We start from the raw sequence: 24,270 nt of genomic DNA, 5'->3' as shown, positions 1-24,270 counted from the left end.
AACTTCACCCGGTCAGCATTCATTCATGACAATGAATGAAGCTTATTTCAGTGAATTAATCACGTGTTTTAACATCATACAGTTCGATTTCAAAAATCAGGTTTGAATTGGCTGGGATAATATTTCCCATTTTACGTTCGCCATAAGCCAAATGAGCAGGCACGATCAACTTACGCTTACCGCCCACTTTCATACCGATAATCCCTTGATCCCAGCCCTTGATCACACGGCCAGTACCAATCACAGTTTCAAAATAGTTACCGCGATCCAGTGATGAGTCAAACTTAGTACCATCTTCTAGCCAGCCGGTATAGTGAGTCGTAATAAGCGCGCCCTTAACCGCTTCTTTCCCTTCACCCACTTTCAAATCAATAATTTCTAGCTCTTTGGTCATGACCAATATCCTTTATCTGGCAAATACGCATAGTATAAACGGGATTAGACAGAATTCCTTTAGCTTTAAGGTTTAAAGGATTAAAAGCTGAGTTCCTGGATATTTGAATCATTCAGTAAATAGTTGGTTAATTTTTTATGATTTTCGGCGGAGCCAATTAAAATCCAGCGTCCACTAATACGATGTTCCGTTTTATGCTGCACACTGCGAACGACTTTCATATTATAAGTTTTAAATAATTCTTCGTATTGCTCTAAGGTTTTACGTTGATAAGGACAGATAATTCGGTAGGTGCGTGCCTGACTTAAGGTTTCTATTCCCTCTTGGACATAAATCAGGAAAATCAGTACGATTAATACAATAAAAGTAGCAAACAGACTTAGCCATTCATAACCTGCACCAGCTGCCATCCCTAATGCTGCTGTCATCCAGATGGTGGTTGCTGTCGTAATACCTGAAATCCGGTTTTCATCTTTAAAGATAACTCCCGCACCGACAAATCCCAAGCCAGTGAGGATATTAGCTGCAATCCGATCCTGACTATCCAGACCAATTTTTATCGACATAATCGTGAACAAGCAGGAACTCAGACTGACCATGATCATGGTCCGCAAACCGGCAGACTTACTGCGATATTCGCGTTCTGCACCAATAATTGCACCAATACCGAGGGCAATGAGCAAGCGATAAAGATCCGGATGCATATATTTATCCCTGTTTCATTTTTATTATTGTCAGGTATACGCAATTTCTGAATCAGGATACAAGCCGAGACTTGCATCCTTATTGGCTGTTATTGTAACTGTTCCCACTCAATTACAGCTTGGGCCTGATCACCGATCAAGGTCCATTCGCCATCCATGATATTTAGTTGCAGCTGCATGGTACGTTCACATAATTGTTGTACCGCTTCAGTGCTGGCGGTCGAGATTTTCCAGACCTCAACATTCGACAGCGTTTTCAGTTTGGAATTACGTTTATACCATTCATCAACTGAAGAACCATAAGCAACTACTGCGACCTGCTTGCAACGTGCGCTGGCTTTTTTGACTTTATCTTCGTCAGGACAACCCACTTCGATCCATTTCAATAATTGGCCGGTCAGGTCTTTTTCCCACAGCGCTGGCTCATCAGTCTCAAACAGATCCTTGGTAAATTCAAGCGCCTCGCCAGCAAAACGTGCATAAGCCAAAACACGTACCATCAGACGTTCAATGGTTTCCGAAGGATGCAGCGCCATCGTCAACTGATAGTCTTCATAACGATGGGTATCCATATCGGCAACATTCAAATCTGCCTTATAAATTGTCGCTTTTAACGCCATAATACAATCCTCAAATTTGGCGCCTAGCATATAAGATTTATTGCATTTTTGCTGGACAGATTTCGTCTTATCCAGCTATTTTCTCTGCGCAGATTTGAAGCTATTTTTCCTGATCAATCCGGCATTGCATTAAGGCGGTTTCAAATTCCAGCCAGTCACGTGAGGTCTGGTAAATCACTTCTACCCGGTTATCAATGCCTTCTTCGGCAGACTGATAATTAAACTGATCAGGATTGAAATTAAAGCTTTTCCAGCCCTGATTGGTATTAAAAATCCCTTTGATGCGTAGCCAGTCCTGCTGCTCACAAAGCAAATCTAGCAGGTCATAAAAATCAAACTGCCAGCGTTTCGGCAATTTCCAACCTGCCACCTGATAGCCTTGTGCACTTTCAACATAATGATAAGGCAACTGATGTACGACAGCCGGCATCTCTCCCAACACTTGGCGCTGTTGCTTGAGCAGTGGCTGAATCTGACGTGAAGCACCCTGATAATCCTGTTTGATTTGCTCAATATCCAGCTGTCCATTTTCTATCATCAGCCAGTGCTGGGCATAGGGCTGATACTCAGACTTGAGTTCAGTTAAAGCAGCATGATCAGTTTCAGTCATCAAATCAGCATGGGAAATGACCACGATATTGGCAACTTTCAGCTGATCCGCATACAGGTTCTGATGCGTCCAGTCCCGATCATGTAAACGTGAGCCATCGACTACCGTGACCAAAGCTTGCATTTTCAAATGACTCTGCCAATGCGGTTCGGTGAGCTGTTCCAGCAATTGCCCGGGATGTCCGAGTCCTGTCGGTTCAATAAATAGCCGGTCTGGTTTAGTTTCTGACAATAGCCGGGACAGAGCAATCTGCATCGGCAACTGACTGCTACAACATAAACATCCGCCCAATAGTTCTTTTACTGCATAGCCCTGATCCTGAGGCAGTAATTGCTGGTCAACACCAATCTGACCAAATTCATTCATCAACACAGCCCAGACTTCCTGCTCCGGTTTCTGGCTCAGTAAATATTTTAATAAAGTGGTTTTACCGGCACCCAAGAATCCGGAAATGATGTGTACAGGAATAGGCTGCTGAGCGGCAAGAACTTTCAAAATTGATTCTCAAAAATTGAATTAGAAGTAGTAAACCTGACTATTATAGAGCACTGGACTCTTGCAAAAATGTTCATTTTTGGATGAGTAGATCCTATTTATCTCAGTGTAAATAAAAATAGCAGCCTGTAATAAGTACTTTTTAACGTTAACTAGTTCACTTAAACGCTATATTTGAAATATTTACACACATTTCCAGCTAACAATCTCCTATACATTTAACAGAAGAAAACAAATTTCCAATGATTGTATTTGCTTGGTTAACAGCTTCGTGCGGCTTTTGTTAATTGCTTTGCTCCATAAAATTTTCATGCTTAGGATGAATTCCTGCCGGATTGATGTGATGGTCATTCGGCAGTTTATAAATGTAATAAAAAGGATGCTCAACATGAAATATGCACAAATCTTACTTGCAACAACACTTACTGCAGCCGCAGCTACCAGTTTTGCAGCAAACAATACCACTGACACGAAGACCACTGAGGAACAGAAAGTCACTGTGACAACTCAGGAACTTCCTGCAACGAATAACCCAAATCCAAATGTAACCACGGCTGGACCTGCTGACCAGCCTGCTGCGTCTGAAGCTGCTACAGAAGACAAAGATGGTAAAAAAACGACTAAGTCGACATCGAATCGTTAATCAGGTTTAAAGCAACATCTCGTGCAGTAAATCTCCAGTAGGTTCGACCTGTGCTGCCGGATGTAGACTGAGGCTGAATCATGCAACTGCGTGATTCAGCTTTTTTATACGTTATAGGCTATTCACTATAGCCAGAAATGATCATAGGATTGATTCATCTTATGAATAAATTTAAATATTATTATTTATTATCAATAATTTATTAAAATTAAAATCTTTTCAACCAAATCTTTTTGATAGACATGACCTACTATGGACTAGCTTGTTTAGCGCTCTTGATTGTTCCTTAATAGTCTCAATCCTGAATTGATTGAATGGACATTCGCTATGAGCAATACAAATTACACCACTGAAGTGGCGATTTTGGGTGCTGGCCCGGTAGGCTTAACGATTGCAAACTACCTGAGCAAACAGGGTGTACAGGTCACTGTCGTTGAACAGCTAGATAGTCTGATCGATTACCCGCGTGCCATCGGCATTGATGATGAATCCTTGCGTACCATTCAATCTTTAGGACTGGTTGATCAGGTCTTGCCGCATACCACACCTAATCATGCCATGCGTTTCCTGACACCCAAAGGCCGTTGCTTCGCAGACATTCAGCCACTGACTCGTGAATTTGGTTTCTCCCGCCGTAATGCTTTCATTCAGCCACAAGTAGATAACGTTCTGCTAGAAGGCCTCAAACAATATAAAAAAACTGAAGTACTTTTCTCTCGCCATCTGACACATTTCAGCCAGGATGCTGAGGGTGTAACTTTAAATGTTCAAACTAAAGACGGTGGTACAGAAGTTGTACATGCTCAATACCTGATTGCCTGTGATGGTGGTAACTCCTATGTACGTCGTACCCTCAACATTCCATTCGAAGGTGAAACTGCACCGAACCAGTGGATCGTGATTGATATCGATAATGACCCATTGGCAACCCCTCACATTTACTTATGCTGCGACCCGGTACGTCCTTATGTATCGGCTGCCCTGCCGCACGGCATCCGCCGCTTCGAATTCATGGTCATGCCAGGCGAAACTCAGGAAGAACTCAGCAAACCAGAAAATATTGCCAAACTACTATCTAAAGTTTTACCAAATACCGATGGAATCGAAGTGATTCGTCAACGTGTCTATACCCACAATGCACGTATTGCAGATAAATTCCGTGCTGACCGTATCCTGCTTGCTGGTGATGCTGCGCACATCATGCCCGTATGGCAAGGCCAGGGTTATAACAGCGGTATGCGTGATGCCTTTAACTTGGCGTGGAAAGTTGCATTGGTGATGCAGGGTAAAGCAAGTCATGAATTACTGGACTCTTACCAAGTGGAACGTAAGGATCATGCCAAAGCGATGATCGATCTTTCAGTCATGGCAGGCCACGTCCTTGCTCCACCAAAAAAATGGCAAGGCTTTGTTCGTGATGGTATTGCTTACGCATTGAACTATATCAAGCCAATCAAACAGTACCTGCTGGAAATGCGCTTTAAGCCTATGCCGAAGTATCATGATGGTGCCCTGCTGGCCAATACTCAGAAAGACTCTCCTGTCGGTAAGATGTTCATTCAGCCGCAGGTGAAACTGGAGTCTGGTGAAACTGTATTGCTGGATGAAGTGATTGGCAATGACTTCGCCATCATTGCTTGGGGTGTGGATCCAAAATGGGGCTTAAGCAAGGAAATAATACAACAGTGGAAAAAATTGGGTGTGAAATTTATCCATGTCATTCCTGCGGTTCAGTTGTCTAATCAACAACGCAAGCGATATGAAGATGTGATCACCATTGGCGATATCGGTACGGACATTCGTACTTGGTTCGGCAAGACCAAGGACTCTATCGTTATCCTGCGTCCAGACCGCTTCGTGGCAGCCTTGGCAATTCCTCAATCTATGGAAAGCACAAGTCAGGCGCTATTTAACAAGCTCCATGTCAAATAATTGACCTCAGTCAAAAAAACCACGCTACGGCGTGGTTTTTATTTATAGATGAACATAGAAGCTAAGTCCGGTATTGCTCAAACCATGAAATATCTTTGAGAGAATCACGACGTGCCATTTGCTGTAGGAAAGGTTTAAATTCTTCCAACGGCGGCAAAATTTTTGTACTCATTGCGAAGATCAGACAATAGGCTACATATAGATCTGCAGCAGAAAATTTTTCACCTAAAAGATAAGGCTTGGCCTGCGACAAGCCTCGTTTAAGAAAATCAAATACCGTGGCTTCGTTACCAAAACTTAAACTGGTTCGGACCTTTTCAATCTGTTCTTGGGGTACCAGTAAATTTTTTACATCAATATATTCAGTCAGTGGCCCATGACAGAAGAAAATCCATTTTAAATAAGTACCACGTCTGGGATCATCTAAAGCGGGTGCCAATCCTTTGTCCTGATACTTATCTGCCAGATAGATGATAATAGCCGCCATTTCTGAAATTACGACGCCTTGATCAACCAGACAGGGAACTTTACCCATCGGATTGATCCGAAGATATTCAGGTTGATGTATATCTTTATAGGGAACTTCCACCTGCTCAATTTGGTCTTCAATCTGCAGTTCTTTAAGGATAGGCAGCAAGGTCATGCCGCGTGACTGAGGGTTGTTATAGAGCTTCATCATTCTGCTTCAACCGATTTCTTATTTTTTGAATTTCAGTATAAAGCGATTTTCTTCTGCGATTAAAAAGCATGTGCTACAGATCATTTCTGTAGCACATTTCATTTATGGAAGATCAATAATTTACTTAAAAAGGTCTACACAAAACTTTTCTTTGAGCACTTTCAGAATCAGCTCAATCGCAGGATGCTGGTTATTTTTACGGTAACTGACATAGAGAGCAATCATCGGTAAAGGTTCCAGCGTTTTCTTCACCACAATATTATCGCCGAGTAAAGGAATCACATAGGTTGGTACCAAACTCCAGCCGACACCCATGCCGACCAGGTTGACATTTAGCAGAATATTGGTGGAATACTGCACCACATTCACGTTCAGTTTTGACTGCCTAAAGAAATCATCAATAATCTTATGCAGCTGTGGTGAAGCCTGCTCATCACTAATCACAAAGTCCTGATTTTCAAACTTCTTGATACTGACATAGGGCATTTTTGCGACTGGAGAATTTTTCGGCACAATCAGCGCCAGTGGCTCATCAAAAATCTGAACGGATTCAAACTCATTCGACTGATCCTGATAACGGGTAAAGGCAATATCAATACTGCCCTGTCTTAGCGCGCTAAACTGTTCTGCATCGGTCAGGCTATGAAACAGTGCTTTCAGTTCAGGAAAATGTGCACGGATATTCGGCATGATATAAGGAAAAATTTTCATTTCCGCAACCGGCACGAAGCCGATATTCAGCTGACCCTTATGTACATGTGCGATCTGTCGAGCTGCCTGCACGGCACGTTCTGCATGTTCTAAGCTCAGTAAAGCTTCCTTTAAAAAAGCCTGCCCAGCCTCGGTCAGCTCAACCTTGCGGTTATTCCGCTCCAGCAATTGCGCATCCACTTCACGCTCCAGATCCTTAATCTGCTGACTGAGTGAAGGCTGTACAGTATTCAGTTTTTCAGCTGCCCGGGTGAAATTCAGCTCTTCAGCCACTGTAACAAAATAGCGTAAATGTCTTAATTCCATTTTATTCTTCCGGTAAAGATGCTGAAATCGAAGGTCGCTTCCTAGCCACATATTGACGGTAGATCAATAAAGTGAAAATCACCATCACTGCACAGAACATATAGGTCTTTTCAAAACCGTATTGCGCAATGATCATACCCATCACTACTGAACCCACTGCCAGTCCAATATCAAACAGGGTAAAAAAGGTAGAAATTGCATGGCCCATACGCTGTTTTTCGACAGATTGAATCGCTAAAGTTTGTAAACATGGAAATAATGAACCGTAACCAATTCCGATAAATACCGCAGACAACCACATAGTCCATTGGCTGGACATGACACTGACAATCATCATGCCAATCGCAAAGAAAATAAAGGAAGGATAGATAACTGCACTTGGTCCTTTACGGTCGTAAATTTTGCCCACCCAAGGCCGTACCAACAACATTGAGGCCGCAAAAACAATAAAGAAGATGCCGGTATAAGCCAGTAGTTGCTTGGTTTCACTAAAGGGCGTGATAAAACTCATGATACTGGAGTAAGCAAAAGCAGTGAGCAGTGCCACAAAACTGACCGCCAGCACTTTGACTTCAATAATGTCATGCAGGCTGAATTTTGATTTTTCGACCACTGTAGCTTGAGGTTTTGCTAATTCGGTAATTTTCAGCATGAAGGAAAAGATCAAGCCGATAGAGATAATCACGGCAAGCAAGCCAAACAGCACTTTAAAGCTGGTGAACTGAACTACGGTTAAGGCCAGTAATGGACCAAATACCACACCCAGATTAGTCGACATGACAAAATAGCCCATGCCCTCACCCTTACGAGATTCCGGAATAAACTCATTTGCAACGGGAACGGTGACCGTCGTCAGGATGCTGAACCAGATCCCATGTAAAAAACGTACTGCCAATAATGACCACATGCTATCAACCAGCAGATAACTAAAGGCAAATAAGGCAAAAATAACTCCGGCTCCGCGCATTGCCAATTTCTTGCCGAGTTTCTCGATGATCATGCCAGAAAAAGGTCGAACGGCGATGGATGAAACTAAGAACAGGGTCAAAGCCAAACCTGCTTCTTTGACTGATCCGCCCAGATCTTTCATGATATAAACCGGCAGAATGGTCAGTAAGGCAAAGTAATAGATAAACAGGAACAGATTGTTTAATAAACACAGAACAAAGGAGCGATTCCATAAGCGCTCAGGACTAGCAGACATAACACGCAACTTTTAAAGCAAATTTAAGAACCAACTAAACTCAGGGAGAAATCAAAGCTGGGCTTAAGGCCAGATCTACCAGATTCTGGATATATTGATCATCCGGCATGCGATTGAAGAAAATGATCTGGTAATGAATCGGCCCATATAAAGTGTCCAGCATCAGATCAAAAGGATAATCCGCACGTAATTCTCCACGTTGAATGGCCTGTTGAATCAGTTGATGAGTCTGCTTTCGACGTGGTAATAGATACTGCTGAAAAAAGTCTGCAGCCAGCTCCCGATGATTGGCCATAACGACCAGCAAAGCTCGGCCTACCGGATGATTAAGCGCCTGAACCAACAGAGTTAGTTGTTGAACCAGATTGCTGCGCAAGCTTTGTGAAGCATCCAGTTCAAATACCCCTGCTGTGCGCTGCTTGAAAGCATCCAGTACCAGCTCAGATTTATGTTTCCACCAGCGGTAAATCGTAGATTTGCCAACCCCTGCCCGTGCAGCCACATCTTCAATCGTTAGCTGATGATATTCACCTTCTGCCAGTGCATCCGAAACCGCCTGCAGAATACTGTGCTGACGCCGTGAACATTTTTCTTCTTCACTCATGCTTAAAACCAAAAAACGAAACGATACGTATCGTTTCATATTAGATTAAAAAAGAAGCTTAAGCCAGAGTTAAATGATTTTTTAGGCAAAAAAAAGACCTCACATTGAAGGCCTCTTTAATAAGCGAATTAAGTTTAGTACTTAACTATGCGCTGATTTTTTATAGATGCTGCATGAAGGATGATGGTTTTCCTGCAGACGGGCAACTTTACGTTGTTCAGCTGCTTCAAAACGGCAACGTTTCCAGTCATTGTCCAGATTCAGCGGTGGAATCTGTTTAGGCTTACCATTTTCATCAACAGCGACCATCGTAAAGTAGCAACTATTGGTATGACGTACAGTACGTTTCTGAATATTTTGTGCTTCTACACGAATACCGATCTCCATTGAAGTACGACCTACATGGTTCACACTTGCCAGGAAAGTCACCAGCTCACCCACATGAATTGGTTCTTTGAAATTTACTTTGTCTACAGACAGGGTTACGACATAACTACCCGAATAGCGACTCGCACAAGCATAAGCAACCTGGTCCAATAATTTCAGAATTGTTCCACCATGTACGTTTCCTGAAAAGTTCGCCATATCTGGCGTCATAAGAACCGACATCGTTAACTCTGACTGGTCATCCGATGCTGTTGCAATTTGATCTAAAGGGGCCATCGTTTTCTCTGAACTCTTTGAATGACAATGATATAGACCATTATTATAGCGTTTTTGGTCTAAATAAAATGTTCAATTCGGCAAATAAAACATCATAATTCTTGATATGAAATTTTTCTCCATACAAAAAAAAAGATATTCCTCTGAGGATTCATAGAAATCATCAGAAAGTTATTTTCAGTAACTATAAAATAAACAGGAATTTATCCAGTAAATTATTTTCTCGAATCCATGCACTGCGCTTAAGAAGTTTTTCATTAAGCATGCAGAACTCGGTTTAAGAAAACCGTATGCATTAACAAAAAATAACCTCGAATTAGGCAGGCACCTGCCTCAACATTTCTCGCGCCACATTCTCATAACTTAAAGTCTGCTGGCCATGCAATATAGTTTCAACGGTAAAAGAACCATCGGGATGAACTTTAGTTACAGTAAAAATCGTATTTTCAAACTGAGCTAGTGTGACTTGCTGGCCAATTTCGATGTGATTCATATGGCTTTTACATTTATTAATCTGTCGATTTTTATTCTGTCATGATCTTCTAAGCTTTTGAACAGTTGTTTAACTTAAGTCTGTGAATAATTTTGTTAAAATCAAAAAATAGCCTTAAAATACATTCATAAAATCGCTATAGTTTTATAATTCAAATATTTATTTCCCATAGAAACTTGGGCTTTAAGTGACTTTCAATAGGTAGAAAACATCAGCTCATCTCTAAAAACGATGAGCAAAAATAAGTCGCTTTTCCCTCGATTGAGAAAAGCGGTAAATATACTTATACATCTATTTGAAAAATAAATATTTTATTAAAAATCTTAGAGCAAACTATTGTTGCTGTGCCAACAGCAATGGAATCTGATGACCCTGGCTGTAATTATGCTTCTGATAGACCTGGGCAATTTCTGGTAGCTTGAGTTTAGCCGCCTCAATCCCGGCATCCATGGTCAATTCTCTGCCGCGTACATCAAAGATATGACCTTTTTCACGTAAGTCTGGCTGAATAACAACATCGGCGTATTGCAGTTCCTCAGAAGCTAAACGTTGCTGCATGATATTAATATTCTGGTTGAATAGGCCCCAGACATTGGTGGTTTCAGTATGGATTGGCTGCGCCAGAATATCGACAGCAATCACAATATCAGCGCCTAATTCACGAGCTACTTTAACTGGCACCGGACTGACCAGCCCTCCATCCACATATTCTTTTTTCTGGATGACAGTCGGAATAAACATGCTTGGAATAGAAACAGATGCACGTACTGCCTGACCAGTATTACCATAATTGAAGACTACCCGCTTACCCTCTTTCAAGGCTGTGGCTACCACAAACATCGGAATTTTCATGGCTTGCAAAGGCGTCTGATCCACTTGCAAATTCACATAATTTTCAACTTTTTTGCCATCAAAAAAGCCTTTACGGTCCAGCTTGATGTCGCGAACATCAGTCGCTTTCATGCTTAATGCAATATTACGCAGTTCAATCGCTGGTTTACCACTGGCATAAATGGAACCAACAATACTGCCGGCACTGGTTCCCACAATAAAGTCAGGTTGTATGCCTGCCTGTTCTAATACTTCAATCGCACCGATATGCGCATAGCCACGCGCACCGCCACTGCCAAGAACCAGTGCAATCACCGGACGGTTTTCTGTTTGCTTGATTTTGCGGAAATTGATCTGGTTTGGACGTGCCTGGGCTTCTGCTACTGAACTGGCAGATTTAATATGACTAGAGTTAGGTTGATTAAAACCAGATGTCGTTTGGCAGCCGCTCAGACCTACCATTGTCATCGCCAATATACTCAGTACATATTTCTGCATGCAGAGCACGTCCTCATTTTGTTAAAGCAGCATAGTGTATAAACACATGCTTAAATAATCTGTAGAATTTCGTAAAACTGTCATACAGTTGCACTAATGTCTTTCAATTTTCAGCCACTGTATGAATACACCTTCCCTGTACCGGATCTTTCTCACCTTCCTGCAACTGGGCTGTATGGCATTCGGTGGACCGGCGGCGCATCTGGTGTTTTTTCACCGTAAATTTGTCGACCAGTTACAGTGGTTAAATGCGACACAATATGGCCAGCTGGTTGCATTAGCGCAGCTTTTGCCCGGCCCAAGTAGCAGTCAGGTAGGCCTTTCAATTGGCTATCTGCAAAGGGGTTATGCTGGGGCATTCGTGGCCTGGCTTGGGTTCACCCTGCCTTCGGCACTATTGATGAGCTTGATCGCAGTACTCGGTCAGCACTATTTCCATATTCTAAACTCAAACAGCTTTCATAGCATTCAATTGATCGTTTTTTCTGTAATCGTCTGGGCATTCTGGCAAATGCTCAATAGCTTCTGCAAGAGCGTCTGGCAATATGTATTGGTCTTTATTTCAGTCCTGATCCTGAGCTTCATTAGTATCAGTTTGAACCAGCTACTGGTCATTATTTTGGGGGCGGTTTTTGGCCTCGTAATGGCAAAATTTTCCAATTCTCCTCAGGAAAATAAGCCCGCTTCAAATTCATCTATCATTCACTCAAGTTATATTTGTCCACATCATGCACCCTACTGGTTCATCGCATTTTTATTACCGTTTTTCCTGATTCCTCTACTAGTCAAATCTGGTTCTTGGCCTGAACTCGCATTTTTCGCTGATTTCTATCGAACTGGCTCATTGGTCTTTGGTGGCGGGCATGTCATTCTGCCTTTGCTGCATCAGGACTTTGTGGCGACCAATTTACTTTCGTCCCAATCTTTCGATCTAGGTTATGCATTTGCCCAATTGATGCCGGGTCCATTATTTAGTTTTTCCAGCTATGTCGGTGCTCTGTTGCCTTGGACAGGTTCAGCCTGGATTAATGCACTGTTAGCAACCTGTGCCATTTTCCTGCCTTCATTTTTTCTAATTTTTGCTACTTTGCCTTATTGGTCATGGTTAATGCAGCAACGTATTATTTTTCAGGCGGTAAGCGGGATTAATGCAGCAGTGGTGGGTCTGCTTTTATATTTACTGATTGATCTCTCTCAGGCATATTTTCGTTTCTGGTCTGATCTGGTTTTTGTCATCGTGATGATTTTACTGTTACGCTCGAAATTACCAGTCTGGTTCAGCCTGATTGCTGGCTTTATCCTATATCAAAGCTATCTTAATTTTGTGTCATTCTAACAATTTAAGCTCATAAAAAAGCCCCGAACCAGTCGGGGCTTTTTGCTCAAGTCTTACCAGATATCTGATTTAACTTTATCTTTAAATTTCGGATGATCATCGAGCTTAAACTCTGGTTGCTCGATGCCACGTTTTAGCTGACCGGTATAGTCCTTGAGTAGCATCAAAATAAATGGCATCAGCAGCACAATCGCAATCAGGTTGATACTGGCCATGACACCCATGAAAAGATCCGCCATATTCCAGATCAACGGTACACTGGCAATCGAGCCGAAATACACCATAAACAATACCAGCAACCGGAAAATAAACATGACCTTGCTGTTATTATTGATGAACTGGATATTCCCCTCTGCATAGGCATAATTACCAATGATAGAAGAATAGGCGAACAGGAACAGAATCAAAGCCAGGAAATCATCCCCCCAAGCACCAATCTGGCTTTCAAGTGCCATCTGGGTCAAGGTTACGCCTTCAAAACCGGCATTTTCATAAAGGCCAGAAACCAGAATCACGATGGCGGTACATGAACACACCACGAAAGTATCTACAAATACGCCAAGCATTTGAACCAGACCCTGATTCACCGGATGTTTCACGTCAGAGGCAGCCGCCGCATTTGGTGCTGAACCCATCCCCGCTTCATTCGAGAATAAACCGCGCTTAATCCCCATCATCATGGCCATCGAGATCATGGCACCGAAGAAACCGCCCGCAGCCGCTTCAAACTCAAATGCTTTGCTAAAGATCAGCTGGAAAATAGACGGTAACATATCGTAATTGATGACGGCGATATATAAAGCTACACCCAGGTAAAGGACTGCCATGAAAGGAACCACCCCTTCAGCAACTTTTGCAATCCGCTTGATCCCGCCAAAAATAATCATGGCCGTAATCAAGACTAATACCAGACCAATCCAGGAAACTTCCAGATCGAAACCGCCTAATGGCAACATCAGATTGGCTTCATTCCAGCCCCAGGCATGTGAGGTTGCACCAGTAATCGCATTGGCCTGCACGGCATTGAACACAAAGCCGTAAGTCGTAATCAGCGCAATTGCAAAGACAATTCCCAGCCATTTCTGTTTAAGACCCTGAGTGATGTAATAGGCAGGTCCACCGCGGAATTGCTGATTCTTGTTATCCCGAACTTTAAACAACTGGGCTAATGATGATTCTACAAAAGCAGAACTCATTCCCAGAAATGCAGTAAACCACATCCAGAACACAGCACCTGGACCACCGACAGCAATCGCAATGGCAACACCTGCAACATTACCCACACCGACCCGGCTAGCCAGACCTGTTACAAAGGCCTGAAACGGCGTAATACCATGGTCATCATCGACCTTGCCACGACTACGTTTCATGACTTTGATACTGTGCCAGAATAAACGGATCTGTACTGCACCGGTCATGATCGTATACAAAATACCGACTGCGACTAGAAACACCACCAAAAAGTCCCAGAGTGGACCATTTAAGGCATCGACCCAGCCCAGTAAGGTTTCATTTAGCTGATCATTCATGTCATATCCTTATGAGCTTATGACTCATTATCAAGCCTAAAATTAGACGAAAAATTTCAAGATCATCTGGATGATCGTGGCATTAATCAAGTCAACGAAGAAAGCACCACATAATGGAACGATCAGGAAGGCTTTATGCGAAGCGCCATACATATTGGTAATCGCCTGCATATTGGCGACTGCCGTTGGGGTTGCACCCATCCCGAAACCACAGTGACCTGCAGCCAGTACTGCGGCATCATAGTTTTTGCCCATTACCCGGAAAGTGACAAATGCTGCATATAAAGCCATGGTCAAGGTCTGTGCACCGAGAATCACCATCAATGGTCCTGCCAGATCCGCCAGTTGCCATAGTTTTAATGACAGCAGCGCCATGGCCAGATAAAGCGACAATGAAGCATTACCAAACACATCAATCGCACGGTCGAAGATCTGGATTTTCAGGATGCCTTCCAGCACGTTACGCAGAATCACACCGCCTGCCAGTGCCCATACAAATGTTGGCAGTTCAAATACTGTATCTTTACTGAAGCCAGTCATCAGTTCTGCAAATGCCAGACAGCCTGCAAACAGACCAAGTGTGGTAATGGCATTATCGGCGGTGATCAGACGGACACGATGTGGATATTCAAATTGCACATATTCATCTGTCGTGCTGTCCATTGGCGTATTGTCACGCTTTTCGATTTGCTGATCGGTACGTGCCACAGCAAGATTATGACGGTTAATCAACAGTTTCGCCAAAGGTCCACCGATAACACCACCAATGATCAGACCAAAGGTTGCACTTGCCATCCCGAGCGCCAGAGCTCCCTGAATACCATGCTCAACCTCCATAATTTCACCCCAGGCGCCAGCAGTACCGTGTCCACCAGTCAAGGTAATCGAACCGGCAATCAGACCAATCAGAGGATCAATACCTAACAAGCTTGCCAGTCCCATACCGACTGCATTTTGTAGTGCAATAAATGTCGAGATGGCAACCAGGAAGATCACCAGCCCGATCCCGCCTTCACGCAATTTGGCAAAGTTCGCGCTTAAACCGATTGACGCAAAGAAAATCAGCATGAAACTGGTTTGCAGCTCTGCACTCGTAGTAATGCTATAGCCCCAGAACGAATGAACCAGCAGAGAGATAACCGCTGCAACCAGACCACCTGCAACAGGTTCAGGAATGTTGTAACGTTTTAAAAAATCGATTTTATCCACCAGAAACCGGCCCAGTAATAAGACAATTACTGCAGCGATCAGGGTATAAAATGCGTTAAAAGTAAAATCCATAATTTTTTTGTCCAAGATGGTTCTGAATTTTTGTCATTCTAAAAGTCATGCTGCGATTCATTTCCACAGAAGAAAACCTTACATAACCCCATGTAATTATCATCTTCTTCATTCATCCATCGCTTTTAGAATTAACAAAGCATTCCGCATCTGTTTCAAACTTATGAATATCATCGTGATGATCATATTCAGTGAGAGATTTATAAAAGCGAAAAATGGCCTTTTGCTGATCGCATAAGCTACGCCAGATGCGTAAATTCATCTCAGCGTGCAACTCATAGCGATAACATCCAACCTATATTTTTTACTTCTCAACCAGCATGAATTGCTGCATGAGTGCTTTTAACCTAACTGAGTTCATCAAGTCATTTGGAATAATGGTATTTCAAATAGAGCTTGACCATGCAATCTTCATTATTTCTTCAAAATGCATGTATTCAACTGAAAAGTCGCACATTATGCTGTTTCTTTGTATAAAGTTTTATTGTTTTTTATTAACTATAGTTAGCGAATATATAAAAAATAATTATAACTTCTTATTTTTTATAGTTTACTACCCCCAAATTTTAATCGAAATAAAATATTAATTGAAAGTAAAAACGGATATTTAATTTTATTTTTAAGATTGAATTTTAATCATTCTATTTTGTTTTCAACTTTCCTTTTAGTTCCAGCCATTGATATTAATTGCTCAAGATATCAGCATCTAAAGTATTAGTTTCCTTTTTAGAAGCAGTTTTGTTCAAGCATTCAATAAATTTCTTAGGCTATTTATATAACTTGTATATCGCCTGAGTACATTCTTATTCATGTGATTTTCATTAATCATCACAATTCACTTTGAAACTAAAATTACCCCCTGCCCGACAGGGTTTGTTTGGTTTATAGTCAGTTCACCATCATTAAGGATATGAGATTGGAAATTAAAATGGATCAAAACCTCGTTCGTGCTGTTGACCAAACCATCACTTCCCGGCATTCGGTTCGTGCTTTTCTGGATACGCCGGTCAGTACCGACATGCTCAAAGACATTTTGACTGTGGCCAGTCGTGCCCCTTCAGGGACCAATACCCAGCCATGGAAAGTATATGTGTTAACCGGGAAAAAACGTGACGAGCTGGTGCAGCGTGTCTGTCAGGCGCAAATGGAGCTTTATCAAAATCCGGCACTGGCCGAGCAATATAAAGAAACCTTTGCCTATTATCCCGAACAATGGTTCTCTCCCTATATCGACCGACGCCGTGAAAATGGCTGGGGCTTATATGGTTTGCTGAATATCCAGAAAGGCGAAAAAGAAAAAATGGCGCGCCAGAACCTGCGTAACTTTGAACTGTTTGATGCTCCAGTAGGATTGTTCTTTACCTTGCATAAAGATTTAGGCATAGGTTCAAAAATGGATATTTCCATGATGATTCAGAACGTGATGCTGGCCGCCAAGGCACGTGGTCTGGATACCTGTCCGCAGGCTGCCTGGAATCATTTTCATAGCATCGTGCTGGATGTATTAGGGGCAGGTGAAGATGAAGAGCTGGTCTGTGGTATGTCACTAGGCTATGCAGATCCAGACCATATCGTAAATACCTTTATTACCCCACGTGTCCCGGTAGAGGAATTTGCCGTTTTTGTAGATGAATAAGATTAGATAAGCCATGATCCAAGCATCAACTTTGAGCTGCTTGGATCGTCTGACAGAGATAGAAGTCTTGCAGCTCCTTATCTCTGTTTAACTATAGGTAGTTCTAATTTCAATACAGATCTAAAGGCTATAACCACAAAGATTGCCATTACCAAGGCCATATTGAATAAAGCATCCCACAGCATAAAGTTCAGTAAAACTCCACCCAACAAACCGCAGGCAAATTGCATACTGCCCATAATCGCACTGGCGGTCCCGGCACGCGCACCCTGCTCTGCCATGGCCAGCGCCATCGCATTCGGTCCCACAAAACCAATTGAAGCCACAACAACAAATAAGGCCGCCATAACCAGGACAACAGATTCAATATTCAGATAGCCTAAAACCAGTAAAGCCAAGACACCGATTCCCTGTAAAGAAGCACCTAGTTTTAAACGACTTAATACTGAAAGATATTGGGCCAGATGCTTATTCATGGTCGAGAATAGCATGATTCCCACAGCATTCCCCCCGAAAGCATAAGCAAACTGCTGCTCGGTCAGATGATAATGATCCATCAGAATGGCTGAAGAAGCACTGATATAGCAGAACATCACTGCCCCAGAAAAACAGCCCACCAGCATCGGTCGTCTGAAACTTTCATCCTGAAAAATAGTTCGATATAAACTCAATACCTGCTGCAAATTCAGTTTAAGACGGCGTTCCGGAGGTAAGGTTTCCTGAAAGAAAAAATGCACACAGACCAGACTAAACAAACCACAGCCCATCAGCACCAAGAAAATAATATTCCACTCAAAGAACATCAGTACCCATGCGCCGAGACTTGGCGCAATAATCGGTGCAATGGTCGTTACAATCATCATGCTGGCAAAGGCCTGTGCAGCCGCTTGCATATCCAGCCGATCACGAATGGTTGCTCGGGCAACCACGACTCCTACACATCCTCCTAACGCTTGTAATACCCGTGCTGCGATCAGGCTCCATTCATTCTGTGCAAACATACACAGCAGGCTGGCCAGAATATATAGGCACAATCCAAAATAAAGTGGTGGCTTACGTCCAATCCGGTCACTGATCGGGCCATATAGCAACTGCCCAACCGCCAGTCCAAGGAAATAAGCTGGCAGACTATTGGAGACCATCTGGGTACTGACACCAAAATCCGCTGCCATTTCTGGCAAGGCAGAGAGATACATATCAATGGATAAAGGACCAAGTGCAGTCAGTGAAGCCAGCAAAATAATCCAGGACATGGCATAAGGCCGTGGTGCTGTCGTATTGGAGTTCATGTAATTAAAGATTTTAATGCGTAGTAGGCAGACAAATTAACATAGCGCATAGTATGATTTACATGGAAATTAAAAGTTATAAATATACTTTTTCTCATATGTATATTCAGCTTTGCAGCAGAGACTGCAAGAGAAAGGATCACCGTTGAAATCTTGGCTCAATCGTCTTAAGCACGCGACTTATAATACGACCCTGATGTATAACCTGCGTATGCTGATCGCTTTTGCAGGCACTGCCTTCGTTCCCTATTTCATGGGACAGCAGTTAATGACTATTCCACTAACTCTGGGGGTGGTGGCCGCAGGTTTAAGCGATATTGATGACCGCTTTTCCGTGCGTATCCTGAATCTGTTCTATACCTATTTAGGCTTCTTCATTACCGCAGTGGCAGTCTATCTGTTATTTCCTTATCCGCTGCTGTTTGCTTCTGCCCTCATTGTTTCTTGTATTGTCCTGATTCTGCTTGGCTCGCTTGGTCGACGTTATGCCACGATTTCCTATGGCTGTCTGGTGATTTCTGTCTATTCCATGCTGGGGGTTGAACTATTTGATGGATGGTATCAACAGGCGAGCTTACTGCTGATTGGTGCAGTCTGGTATGGCTTTTTGTCGACCCTCAGCTTCCTGCTATTCCCGGCGCGACGTGCACAGGATAATCTGGCCAAATGCTATGCCTCTCTGGGTGATTTCCTTTATGCCAAATCGAATCTGTTCGATGTTGATATGACGGCAAAAAGTTATCAGCAAAGCATGATCGAGCTGTCACTGGAAAATGGCAAACTGATTTCAATTTTTAATGAAATGAAGACTGTTCTTTTGACCCGCCTGAAAGGTGACCGTGGTCAGAAAGATACCCGTCGTAGCCTGCAATACTATTTTGTGGCACAAGATATTCACGAGCGTGCCGATTCTGCGCATATTGATTATCAGAAACTGGCCAAAATTTTTGAACATAGCGACATTTTGTTCCGTTTTCAGCGCATCCTGTCGATTCAGGGCAAAGCCTGTAAAGACCTGAGTGAAAGCATTCAGCAACGCAAAACCTATAAACATAATAAACGCTTCAAACATGCCTTTGAAAACCTGAGATTGTCCCTGGAAAAACTGCGTATAGAACAGCAGTATGATCAGGTCTGGATCAATGCCCTATTTGCCTTATTCCAGAACCTGAAATCCATTGATGCGCAGTTACGCAACCTGGAAACTGAACGTAATATCAAATTTGATCGTGCTAAACATATTGAAAACCAGCTCAAAGATGACGACCTGAAAGGTTGGGAAGATATCAAGATTCGGGTCAAGCAGCATCTGACACCTGAATCCGTGTTGTTCCGTCATGCTATTCGCCTGTCGATTGTGCTACTAATCAGCTATATCTTTGTCCAGCTGACCGATATTGAGTATGGTTACTGGATTTTGCTGACCGCTCTATTCGTCAGCCAACCTAACTTCAATGCCACCAAACGCCGCTTACGTTTACGTATCGTTGGAACACTGGCAGGTATTCTTTTAGGTTATGCCATTTTGTACTTTATTCCTTCTGTCGAAGGACAATTATTGCTGCTGATTTTGAGTGGGATTCTGTTCTTTGAATTACGTAGTAAACAGTATGCACAGGCCACTGCCTTCATTACCATTCTGGCCCTGATCAACTTTAACTTGGACGGTATGGGCTTTGCCGCAGCTATTCCACGTATGATTGATACCCTGATTGGCTGTGCGATTGCCTGGTTTGGCGTGAGCTTTATCTTCCCGGATTGGAAATTCCGTCGCTTGCCACGCAGCATTAGCCGTAGCCTGCAGGCAGAATGTGACTACTTGAGTGAAGTAATCGAACAGTATAAATCTGGACGGAATAATGGCCTGACCTACCGCGTGGTACGTCGTGCAGCTCATAATACCGATGCGGAAGTGGCTTCCCTGATCTCAACTTTGGCCACTGAACCTGACTTTGACCCAGTGCAAAAATCACAGGCTTTTGAGTTCCTGTGCCTGAATCATACTTTTATCAGTTATATTGCCGCGCTGGGTGCGCATCGTGAAAAAATTCAGGATCAGGATGTGCTGGACTTGCTGGATCAAGCCCTAGAAAATATTCGTGGTGCCCTGCTTTATGATGAAGTCCCTGACCTAAGCACCCAGAATATGATCCAGAATATTCGTCAGCGTCTGTCACAACAGCAGGAAGAAGACCAGAAACCATTGATCATTTTGCAGCAACTGTCTTTAATGTTTAGTATCTTGAAGCAATTGAGTCAGTTAAAGCAAACTTTGAGTCACGAACGTGATGAACAGGCTACTGAATTGGCCTCATTATAATTTGGCCGATTTTGGAACAATATACTCACTGAATCAGCACAATTAATGCTAAACTTTTTACAGTTTTAAATCTGTTAATTTCATTATGACCGCGAAAAATTTATACGCTTATACCCTACAGCCTGTGAACTATGAAATTTCAGAAGCTGAGCAACGTCATGCTCAGCTGATGATCTGGCGTAGTACCAATAAAATTGGCATGAAAGCCTGGCTGATCATGGGTGCTATTGTTGCCTTGTCTATTCTGGGAATTATCCTGATCAAGAACTACTCAACAGTTATCTGCTGGGTGGCGATTGTCTGTGTAGTACTGTATTACCTGATCCGTACTTTCGGTCTGGAATGGTATGTTAAACGCAAGATGAATGAATTTCCGGTACAGGAAATTAAAGGTATCCGTCTGGGCGTGCAACCGCATGGTATCGTGATGCGCCAGAAAATGGGCATGCAGGAAGGTGTGGGTGCTATTGGCTGGAAAGACATTTATGAATGGTATAACACGCCAGAATTCATGCTGATCAATTTTAAAGTCAAAGGTCAGCAAGGTGCTTATATCCTACCTAAACGTTTAGACAGTAAAAATTTCTCTTTCGCGACCATTCGCAAGCATCTGCAAGAGGAAGTGGGCGCACCAAAAGAAATCTAAAACATATCCCGGTTTTAAAAGACCTCCTGTTTCGACATGGAGGTTTTTTTACGTCTATCTTTTATCCGACTCATCGACACAAATGATAATGAGAATAAATATTATCATCATAATCTATAATTTGTTCTGATTCTTCAGTTATAATTTGCCTACTTTTACACATACCACCATAAATCTGACCATCATGTTTAAAAAGACATTTTTCCAAATCCACTGGTTTCTGGGGATTACTGCAGGTTTGATTCTCTCAATTATGGGAGTCACGGGTGCTATTTATTCTTATGAACCGCAAATCTTAAAATGGATGAATAGCGACAGTTATACTGTACAGGTTCAACAGCGAGATAAGCTTAGCCCTGCCCAGCTGTATCAACATTTCCAGAACCAAAATCCTGAAATGAAAATTAACAGTATTACCGTCACACAGGATCCAAGTGCATCCAGTACGGTCAATATTGTAAAAGAGGGAGCACGTCGTGGTTATAACATGATGGTCAACCCCTACACAGCTGAAGTATTACCTGAAATTAAAGGTCGTGAATTCTTCCAGTTTGTACAGCAGTTACATCGTAATTTAACAGTAGGTCCCGTCGGTAAACAGATTACCGGCGCTTGTACCCTGATGCTGATCTTTTTCGTCTTGTCTGGCCTGTATTTACGCTGGCCAAAACGTCATTCGATCAAGCAGTGGCTGGCAGTGAAACCACAACTGAAAGGCCGTAATTTTATCTGGGATCTGCATGCAGTGGTGGGTACCTGGGTGGTGATTTTCTACCTGATTCTGGCTTGTACCGGTCTTACCTGGTCTTATGGCTGGTGGCGTGATGGTATGTATAAAGTTCTGGGCGTAGAACGTCCACAACCAGAAATGCAGGCCAATGGCGGTCGCGGCGAAGGTGGGCCACGTGGTGAACGCGGTCCTCGTGGCACTGGTGAAATGCGAGGTGAAGGTCGCCAAGGTGGTGAAGAAGCTGGCATGAGCCCAGAAAGTATTTCACGTGCGCTGGATCAGAGCTGGACTGGCTTCAGTACTCAATTTGCAGGCAAATATTCGACTGTGACATTTAACCTGCCAAAAAAACCGGATGGTGAAATGCAGTTGAGTTTTGTTGACCCTGTGGCACAACATGAACGTGCCCGCAACAATGCGACTTATAATTATCGCAGTGCTGAATTTACCGAAGTCCAGCTCTATGAAGATAAAAAGCTCAATGAAAAAATCATGAGCAGCATGTTACCGGTACACCGTGGCAGCTTCTTTGGTCCTGTGTACCAGTTCCTGGTCATGATTGCTGCATTATTAATGCCATTGTTCTTCGTGACTGGCTGGATGCTCTATCTGAAACGTCGCAAGCAGAAAAAACTTACTCTGGCTGCACGCCAAGGCGCAACTGCCCTGCCTCTGGATCCAAATGCTAAGCCTTGGCTGATTGCGTATGCCTCACAAACAGGTGTTTCTGAGCAACTGGCATGGCGCACAGCTACTGCCTTACAGGAAGCACGTCAACCTGTCAGCGTTAAAGCAGTACAGCAACTAAGCCTTGAAGATCTGCAACAAGCAGAACAGGTTCTATTTGTAGCCAGTACTTATGGCACAGGTGAAGCACCTGACCTAGCCTCCTCTTTTGAAAAGAAAATTTTGTCTGCCAAAGCGGATCTTAATCATCTCAATTATGCAGTTTTGGCTCTAGGCTCCCAGGAATATCCTGATACCTATTGCAGCTTTGGTCATCGGATCGACCAGTGGTTACAACAGAATGGTGCCAAGCAGCTCTTCAAGACCATTGAAGTGGATAATGCCAATAATGAGCATATCCAGCAATGGACCAATGCCCTTGCCCATGTGACCCAGTTTGAATTGCAGGATATGGGTATCGATAAAACCTTCGATCAATGGACTTTGAGCAAACGCGAATTACTGAATCCAGACAGTCTGGGGGCACCTGCGTTCAATATTGAACTGGTTCCACAGCATGAAGCCGTGTGGCAGGCAGGCGATATTGCCGAAATCCAACCAGGAAACAGCCCTGAACGTATCCGTGCATTTATAGAGAAATACCGTATTGCCGCGGGTACACAGGTGCCTTCTCTGAAGCAAAGTATCGAACAGGCACTTTGGGATCGTGACCTGACTCAGGTTGATCCTTTTGATTCAGTAGATGAGCTATTACAGCAATTACCGGCTCTGGCTACACGTGAATATTCGATTGCCAGTATTCCAAGTCAGCAAGTGTTACGTCTGGTCGTACGCCAGCAATCCGATGCACAAGGTCAGTTAGGTCTGGGCTCAGGCTGGTTAACACAGCATACTGCCTTAAATTCACCGATTGCCCTGCGTATTCGCAAGAATGAATCTTTCCATCTGATTGCAGATAACCGTCCGATTATCTGTATTGGTAATGGTACCGGAATCGCAGGTTTGATGAGTTTACTCAGTGCGCGTAACCGTCAGGACTATACTCAAAACTGGCTCATCTTTGGTGAGCGTCAGCGTGCACATGATTTCTTCTTTGAAGAAACCATTCAGGCTTGGCTGCAAATGGGTACATTAAAACGACTGGACCTTGCTTTCTCTCGTGACCAGCAGGAAAAAGTTTATGTGCATCATAAATTGCGTGAGCAAGCTGAAGAACTGAAACTCTGGGTCGCTCAAGGCGCCGTGATTTATGTGTGTGGTAGCATTAATGGCATGGCCAGCGATGTCGATCAGGCTCTGATTGATATTCTCGGTGAAAGCACAGTAGATCAATTACGTCTGGATGGTCGTTATCGTCGTGATGTATATTAAGATCAGCTGATCTATAAAAAACCGGGCTTCATGCCCGGTTTTTTTATTAATAATATAG

General features: G+C 43.1%; 21 protein-coding genes. 7 read left to right on the top strand and 14 right to left on the bottom strand.

Annotated elements, in window-relative coordinates:
* Positions 1 to 55 precede the first annotated feature (55 nt).
* The 4 genes from AC4MCC_RS03795 to AC4MCC_RS03780 all read right to left on the bottom strand — a co-directional run bounded on the left by AC4MCC_RS03795 (position 56) and on the right by AC4MCC_RS03780 (position 2,823).
* Entirely contained in the window at positions 56 to 394 is a 339-nt protein-coding gene (locus AC4MCC_RS03795) for an FKBP-type peptidyl-prolyl cis-trans isomerase (protein ID WP_159123393.1), read from the bottom strand.
* An 80-nt stretch (positions 395 to 474) separates the two neighbouring features.
* Positions 475 to 1,098 carry an MgtC/SapB family protein gene (locus AC4MCC_RS03790; RefSeq protein ID WP_103799665.1) on the bottom strand — a complete coding sequence of 208 codons (624 nt, stop codon included), beginning with the start codon at positions 1,096 to 1,098 and terminating at the stop codon, positions 475 to 477.
* A gap of 89 nt (positions 1,099 to 1,187) precedes the next feature.
* Complete coding sequence (locus AC4MCC_RS03785; protein ID WP_208462734.1) at positions 1,188 to 1,718, bottom strand: YaeQ family protein; 531 nt, start codon at positions 1,716 to 1,718, stop codon at positions 1,188 to 1,190.
* 100 nt (positions 1,719 to 1,818) lie between these two features.
* On the bottom strand, positions 1,819 to 2,823 hold the full coding sequence (locus AC4MCC_RS03780) for a CobW family GTP-binding protein (RefSeq protein WP_491885701.1): 1,005 nt from the start codon (positions 2,821 to 2,823) through the stop codon (positions 1,819 to 1,821).
* A gap of 388 nt (positions 2,824 to 3,211) precedes the next feature.
* On the opposite strand from AC4MCC_RS03780, the gene AC4MCC_RS03775 reads away from it, so the two are divergent.
* Both AC4MCC_RS03775 and AC4MCC_RS03770 read left to right on the top strand, forming a co-directional pair.
* On the top strand, positions 3,212 to 3,466 hold the full coding sequence (locus AC4MCC_RS03775; RefSeq protein WP_180105064.1) for a hypothetical protein: 255 nt from the start codon (positions 3,212 to 3,214) through the stop codon (positions 3,464 to 3,466).
* Between the two features lie 327 nt (positions 3,467 to 3,793).
* Positions 3,794 to 5,398, top strand: coding sequence for a bifunctional 3-(3-hydroxy-phenyl)propionate/3-hydroxycinnamic acid hydroxylase (locus tag AC4MCC_RS03770; protein ID WP_491880195.1), 1,605 nt, complete (start codon positions 3,794 to 3,796; stop codon positions 5,396 to 5,398).
* Between the two features lie 61 nt (positions 5,399 to 5,459).
* Here AC4MCC_RS03770 and AC4MCC_RS03765 read toward each other — a convergent pair whose 3' ends face one another.
* The 7 genes from AC4MCC_RS03765 to AC4MCC_RS03735 all read right to left on the bottom strand — a co-directional run bounded on the left by AC4MCC_RS03765 (position 5,460) and on the right by AC4MCC_RS03735 (position 11,387).
* Complete coding sequence (locus AC4MCC_RS03765) at positions 5,460 to 6,074, bottom strand: glutathione S-transferase family protein (RefSeq protein ID WP_419364740.1); 615 nt, start codon at positions 6,072 to 6,074, stop codon at positions 5,460 to 5,462.
* A 123-nt stretch (positions 6,075 to 6,197) separates the two neighbouring features.
* The gene (locus AC4MCC_RS03760; protein WP_419364543.1) at positions 6,198 to 7,094 is read right to left on the bottom strand and encodes a LysR substrate-binding domain-containing protein; all 897 of its coding nucleotides are present in this window, start codon (positions 7,092 to 7,094) and stop codon (positions 6,198 to 6,200) included.
* Between the two features lies 1 nt (position 7,095).
* Entirely contained in the window at positions 7,096 to 8,298 is a 1,203-nt protein-coding gene (locus tag AC4MCC_RS03755) for an MFS transporter (RefSeq protein ID WP_419364545.1), read from the bottom strand.
* Positions 8,299 to 8,338: 40 nt separating this feature from the next.
* Positions 8,339 to 8,902, bottom strand: coding sequence for a TetR/AcrR family transcriptional regulator (locus AC4MCC_RS03750; RefSeq protein WP_491885700.1), 564 nt, complete (start codon positions 8,900 to 8,902; stop codon positions 8,339 to 8,341).
* Between the two features lie 141 nt (positions 8,903 to 9,043).
* Positions 9,044 to 9,565 (bottom strand): acyl-CoA thioesterase, encoded by a 522-nt coding sequence (locus AC4MCC_RS03745; protein ID WP_004784949.1) that lies wholly within the window; start codon positions 9,563 to 9,565, stop codon positions 9,044 to 9,046.
* Positions 9,566 to 9,881: 316 nt separating this feature from the next.
* The gene (locus AC4MCC_RS03740; protein ID WP_162835329.1) at positions 9,882 to 10,058 is read right to left on the bottom strand and encodes a hypothetical protein; all 177 of its coding nucleotides are present in this window, start codon (positions 10,056 to 10,058) and stop codon (positions 9,882 to 9,884) included.
* Between the two features lie 333 nt (positions 10,059 to 10,391).
* A complete protein-coding gene (locus tag AC4MCC_RS03735) occupies positions 10,392 to 11,387 on the bottom strand; it encodes a patatin-like phospholipase family protein (RefSeq protein ID WP_180052323.1) in 996 nt (331 codons plus the stop codon).
* Positions 11,388 to 11,508: 121 nt separating this feature from the next.
* Between AC4MCC_RS03735 and chrA the strand changes: the two genes are divergently transcribed.
* Entirely contained in the window at positions 11,509 to 12,723 is a 1,215-nt protein-coding gene (gene chrA, locus AC4MCC_RS03730; RefSeq protein WP_491885699.1) for a chromate efflux transporter, read from the top strand.
* Positions 12,724 to 12,776: 53 nt separating this feature from the next.
* Here the strand turns inward: chrA and AC4MCC_RS03725 are convergent, their stop codons facing one another.
* Together AC4MCC_RS03725 and gltS are read right to left on the bottom strand one after the other, a co-directional pair.
* Positions 12,777 to 14,252: an alanine/glycine:cation symporter family protein gene (locus AC4MCC_RS03725; RefSeq protein ID WP_159123382.1), complete on the bottom strand. Its 1,476-nt coding sequence runs from the start codon at positions 14,250 to 14,252 to the stop codon at positions 12,777 to 12,779.
* A 42-nt stretch (positions 14,253 to 14,294) separates the two neighbouring features.
* Positions 14,295 to 15,533 carry a sodium/glutamate symporter gene (gene gltS / locus AC4MCC_RS03720; protein ID WP_166137667.1) on the bottom strand — a complete coding sequence of 413 codons (1,239 nt, stop codon included), beginning with the start codon at positions 15,531 to 15,533 and terminating at the stop codon, positions 14,295 to 14,297.
* Between the two features lie 928 nt (positions 15,534 to 16,461).
* On the opposite strand from gltS, the gene AC4MCC_RS03715 reads away from it, so the two are divergent.
* Positions 16,462 to 17,169 (top strand): nitroreductase, encoded by a 708-nt coding sequence (locus tag AC4MCC_RS03715; protein ID WP_491885698.1) that lies wholly within the window; start codon positions 16,462 to 16,464, stop codon positions 17,167 to 17,169.
* A 77-nt stretch (positions 17,170 to 17,246) separates the two neighbouring features.
* Here AC4MCC_RS03715 and AC4MCC_RS03710 read toward each other — a convergent pair whose 3' ends face one another.
* On the bottom strand, positions 17,247 to 18,458 hold the full coding sequence (locus tag AC4MCC_RS03710; RefSeq protein WP_491876582.1) for a multidrug effflux MFS transporter: 1,212 nt from the start codon (positions 18,456 to 18,458) through the stop codon (positions 17,247 to 17,249).
* Between the two features lie 145 nt (positions 18,459 to 18,603).
* On the opposite strand from AC4MCC_RS03710, the gene yccS reads away from it, so the two are divergent.
* The 3 genes from yccS (at position 18,604) to AC4MCC_RS03695 (ending at position 24,212) form a co-directional block, all read left to right on the top strand.
* The gene (gene yccS, locus AC4MCC_RS03705) at positions 18,604 to 20,778 is read left to right on the top strand and encodes a YccS family putative transporter (RefSeq protein ID WP_491885697.1); all 2,175 of its coding nucleotides are present in this window, start codon (positions 18,604 to 18,606) and stop codon (positions 20,776 to 20,778) included.
* A gap of 85 nt (positions 20,779 to 20,863) precedes the next feature.
* On the top strand, positions 20,864 to 21,424 hold the full coding sequence (locus AC4MCC_RS03700; RefSeq protein ID WP_004784963.1) for a YcxB family protein: 561 nt from the start codon (positions 20,864 to 20,866) through the stop codon (positions 21,422 to 21,424).
* Between the two features lie 184 nt (positions 21,425 to 21,608).
* A complete protein-coding gene (locus AC4MCC_RS03695) occupies positions 21,609 to 24,212 on the top strand; it encodes a PepSY domain-containing protein (RefSeq protein WP_419364559.1) in 2,604 nt (867 codons plus the stop codon).
* Positions 24,213 to 24,270: the final 58 nt, after the last annotated feature.

Source organism: Acinetobacter sp. CAU_H_56, from assembly GCF_058599425.1.
The sequence above is the reverse complement of the archived record's forward strand: the minus strand, read 5'-3'. Positions and strand labels throughout refer to the sequence as shown.

Coding starts and splice junctions, on each gene's coding strand:
- AC4MCC_RS03795 (WP_159123393.1), bottom strand. CDS start 394: ATGACCAAAGAGCTAGAAATTATTGATTTGAAAGTGGGTGAAGGGAAA.
- AC4MCC_RS03790 (WP_103799665.1), bottom strand. CDS start 1,098: ATGCATCCGGATCTTTATCGCTTGCTCATTGCCCTCGGTATTGGTGCA.
- AC4MCC_RS03785 (WP_208462734.1), bottom strand. CDS start 1,718: ATGGCGTTAAAAGCGACAATTTATAAGGCAGATTTGAATGTTGCCGAT.
- AC4MCC_RS03775 (WP_180105064.1), top strand. CDS start 3,212: ATGAAATATGCACAAATCTTACTTGCAACAACACTTACTGCAGCCGCA.
- AC4MCC_RS03770 (WP_491880195.1), top strand. CDS start 3,794: ATGAGCAATACAAATTACACCACTGAAGTGGCGATTTTGGGTGCTGGC.
- AC4MCC_RS03765 (WP_419364740.1), bottom strand. CDS start 6,074: ATGAAGCTCTATAACAACCCTCAGTCACGCGGCATGACCTTGCTGCCT.
- AC4MCC_RS03760 (WP_419364543.1), bottom strand. CDS start 7,094: ATGGAATTAAGACATTTACGCTATTTTGTTACAGTGGCTGAAGAGCTG.
- AC4MCC_RS03755 (WP_419364545.1), bottom strand. CDS start 8,298: ATGTCTGCTAGTCCTGAGCGCTTATGGAATCGCTCCTTTGTTCTGTGT.
- AC4MCC_RS03750 (WP_491885700.1), bottom strand. CDS start 8,902: ATGAGTGAAGAAGAAAAATGTTCACGGCGTCAGCACAGTATTCTGCAG.
- AC4MCC_RS03745 (WP_004784949.1), bottom strand. CDS start 9,565: ATGGCCCCTTTAGATCAAATTGCAACAGCATCGGATGACCAGTCAGAG.
- AC4MCC_RS03740 (WP_162835329.1), bottom strand. CDS start 10,058: ATGAATCACATCGAAATTGGCCAGCAAGTCACACTAGCTCAGTTTGAA.
- AC4MCC_RS03735 (WP_180052323.1), bottom strand. CDS start 11,387: ATGCAGAAATATGTACTGAGTATATTGGCGATGACAATGGTAGGTCTG.
- chrA (WP_491885699.1), top strand. CDS start 11,509: ATGAATACACCTTCCCTGTACCGGATCTTTCTCACCTTCCTGCAACTG.
- AC4MCC_RS03725 (WP_159123382.1), bottom strand. CDS start 14,252: ATGAATGATCAGCTAAATGAAACCTTACTGGGCTGGGTCGATGCCTTA.
- gltS (WP_166137667.1), bottom strand. CDS start 15,533: ATGGATTTTACTTTTAACGCATTTTATACCCTGATCGCTGCAGTAATT.
- AC4MCC_RS03715 (WP_491885698.1), top strand. CDS start 16,462: ATGGATCAAAACCTCGTTCGTGCTGTTGACCAAACCATCACTTCCCGG.
- AC4MCC_RS03710 (WP_491876582.1), bottom strand. CDS start 18,458: ATGAACTCCAATACGACAGCACCACGGCCTTATGCCATGTCCTGGATT.
- AC4MCC_RS03700 (WP_004784963.1), top strand. CDS start 20,864: ATGACCGCGAAAAATTTATACGCTTATACCCTACAGCCTGTGAACTAT.
- AC4MCC_RS03695 (WP_419364559.1), top strand. CDS start 21,609: ATGTTTAAAAAGACATTTTTCCAAATCCACTGGTTTCTGGGGATTACT.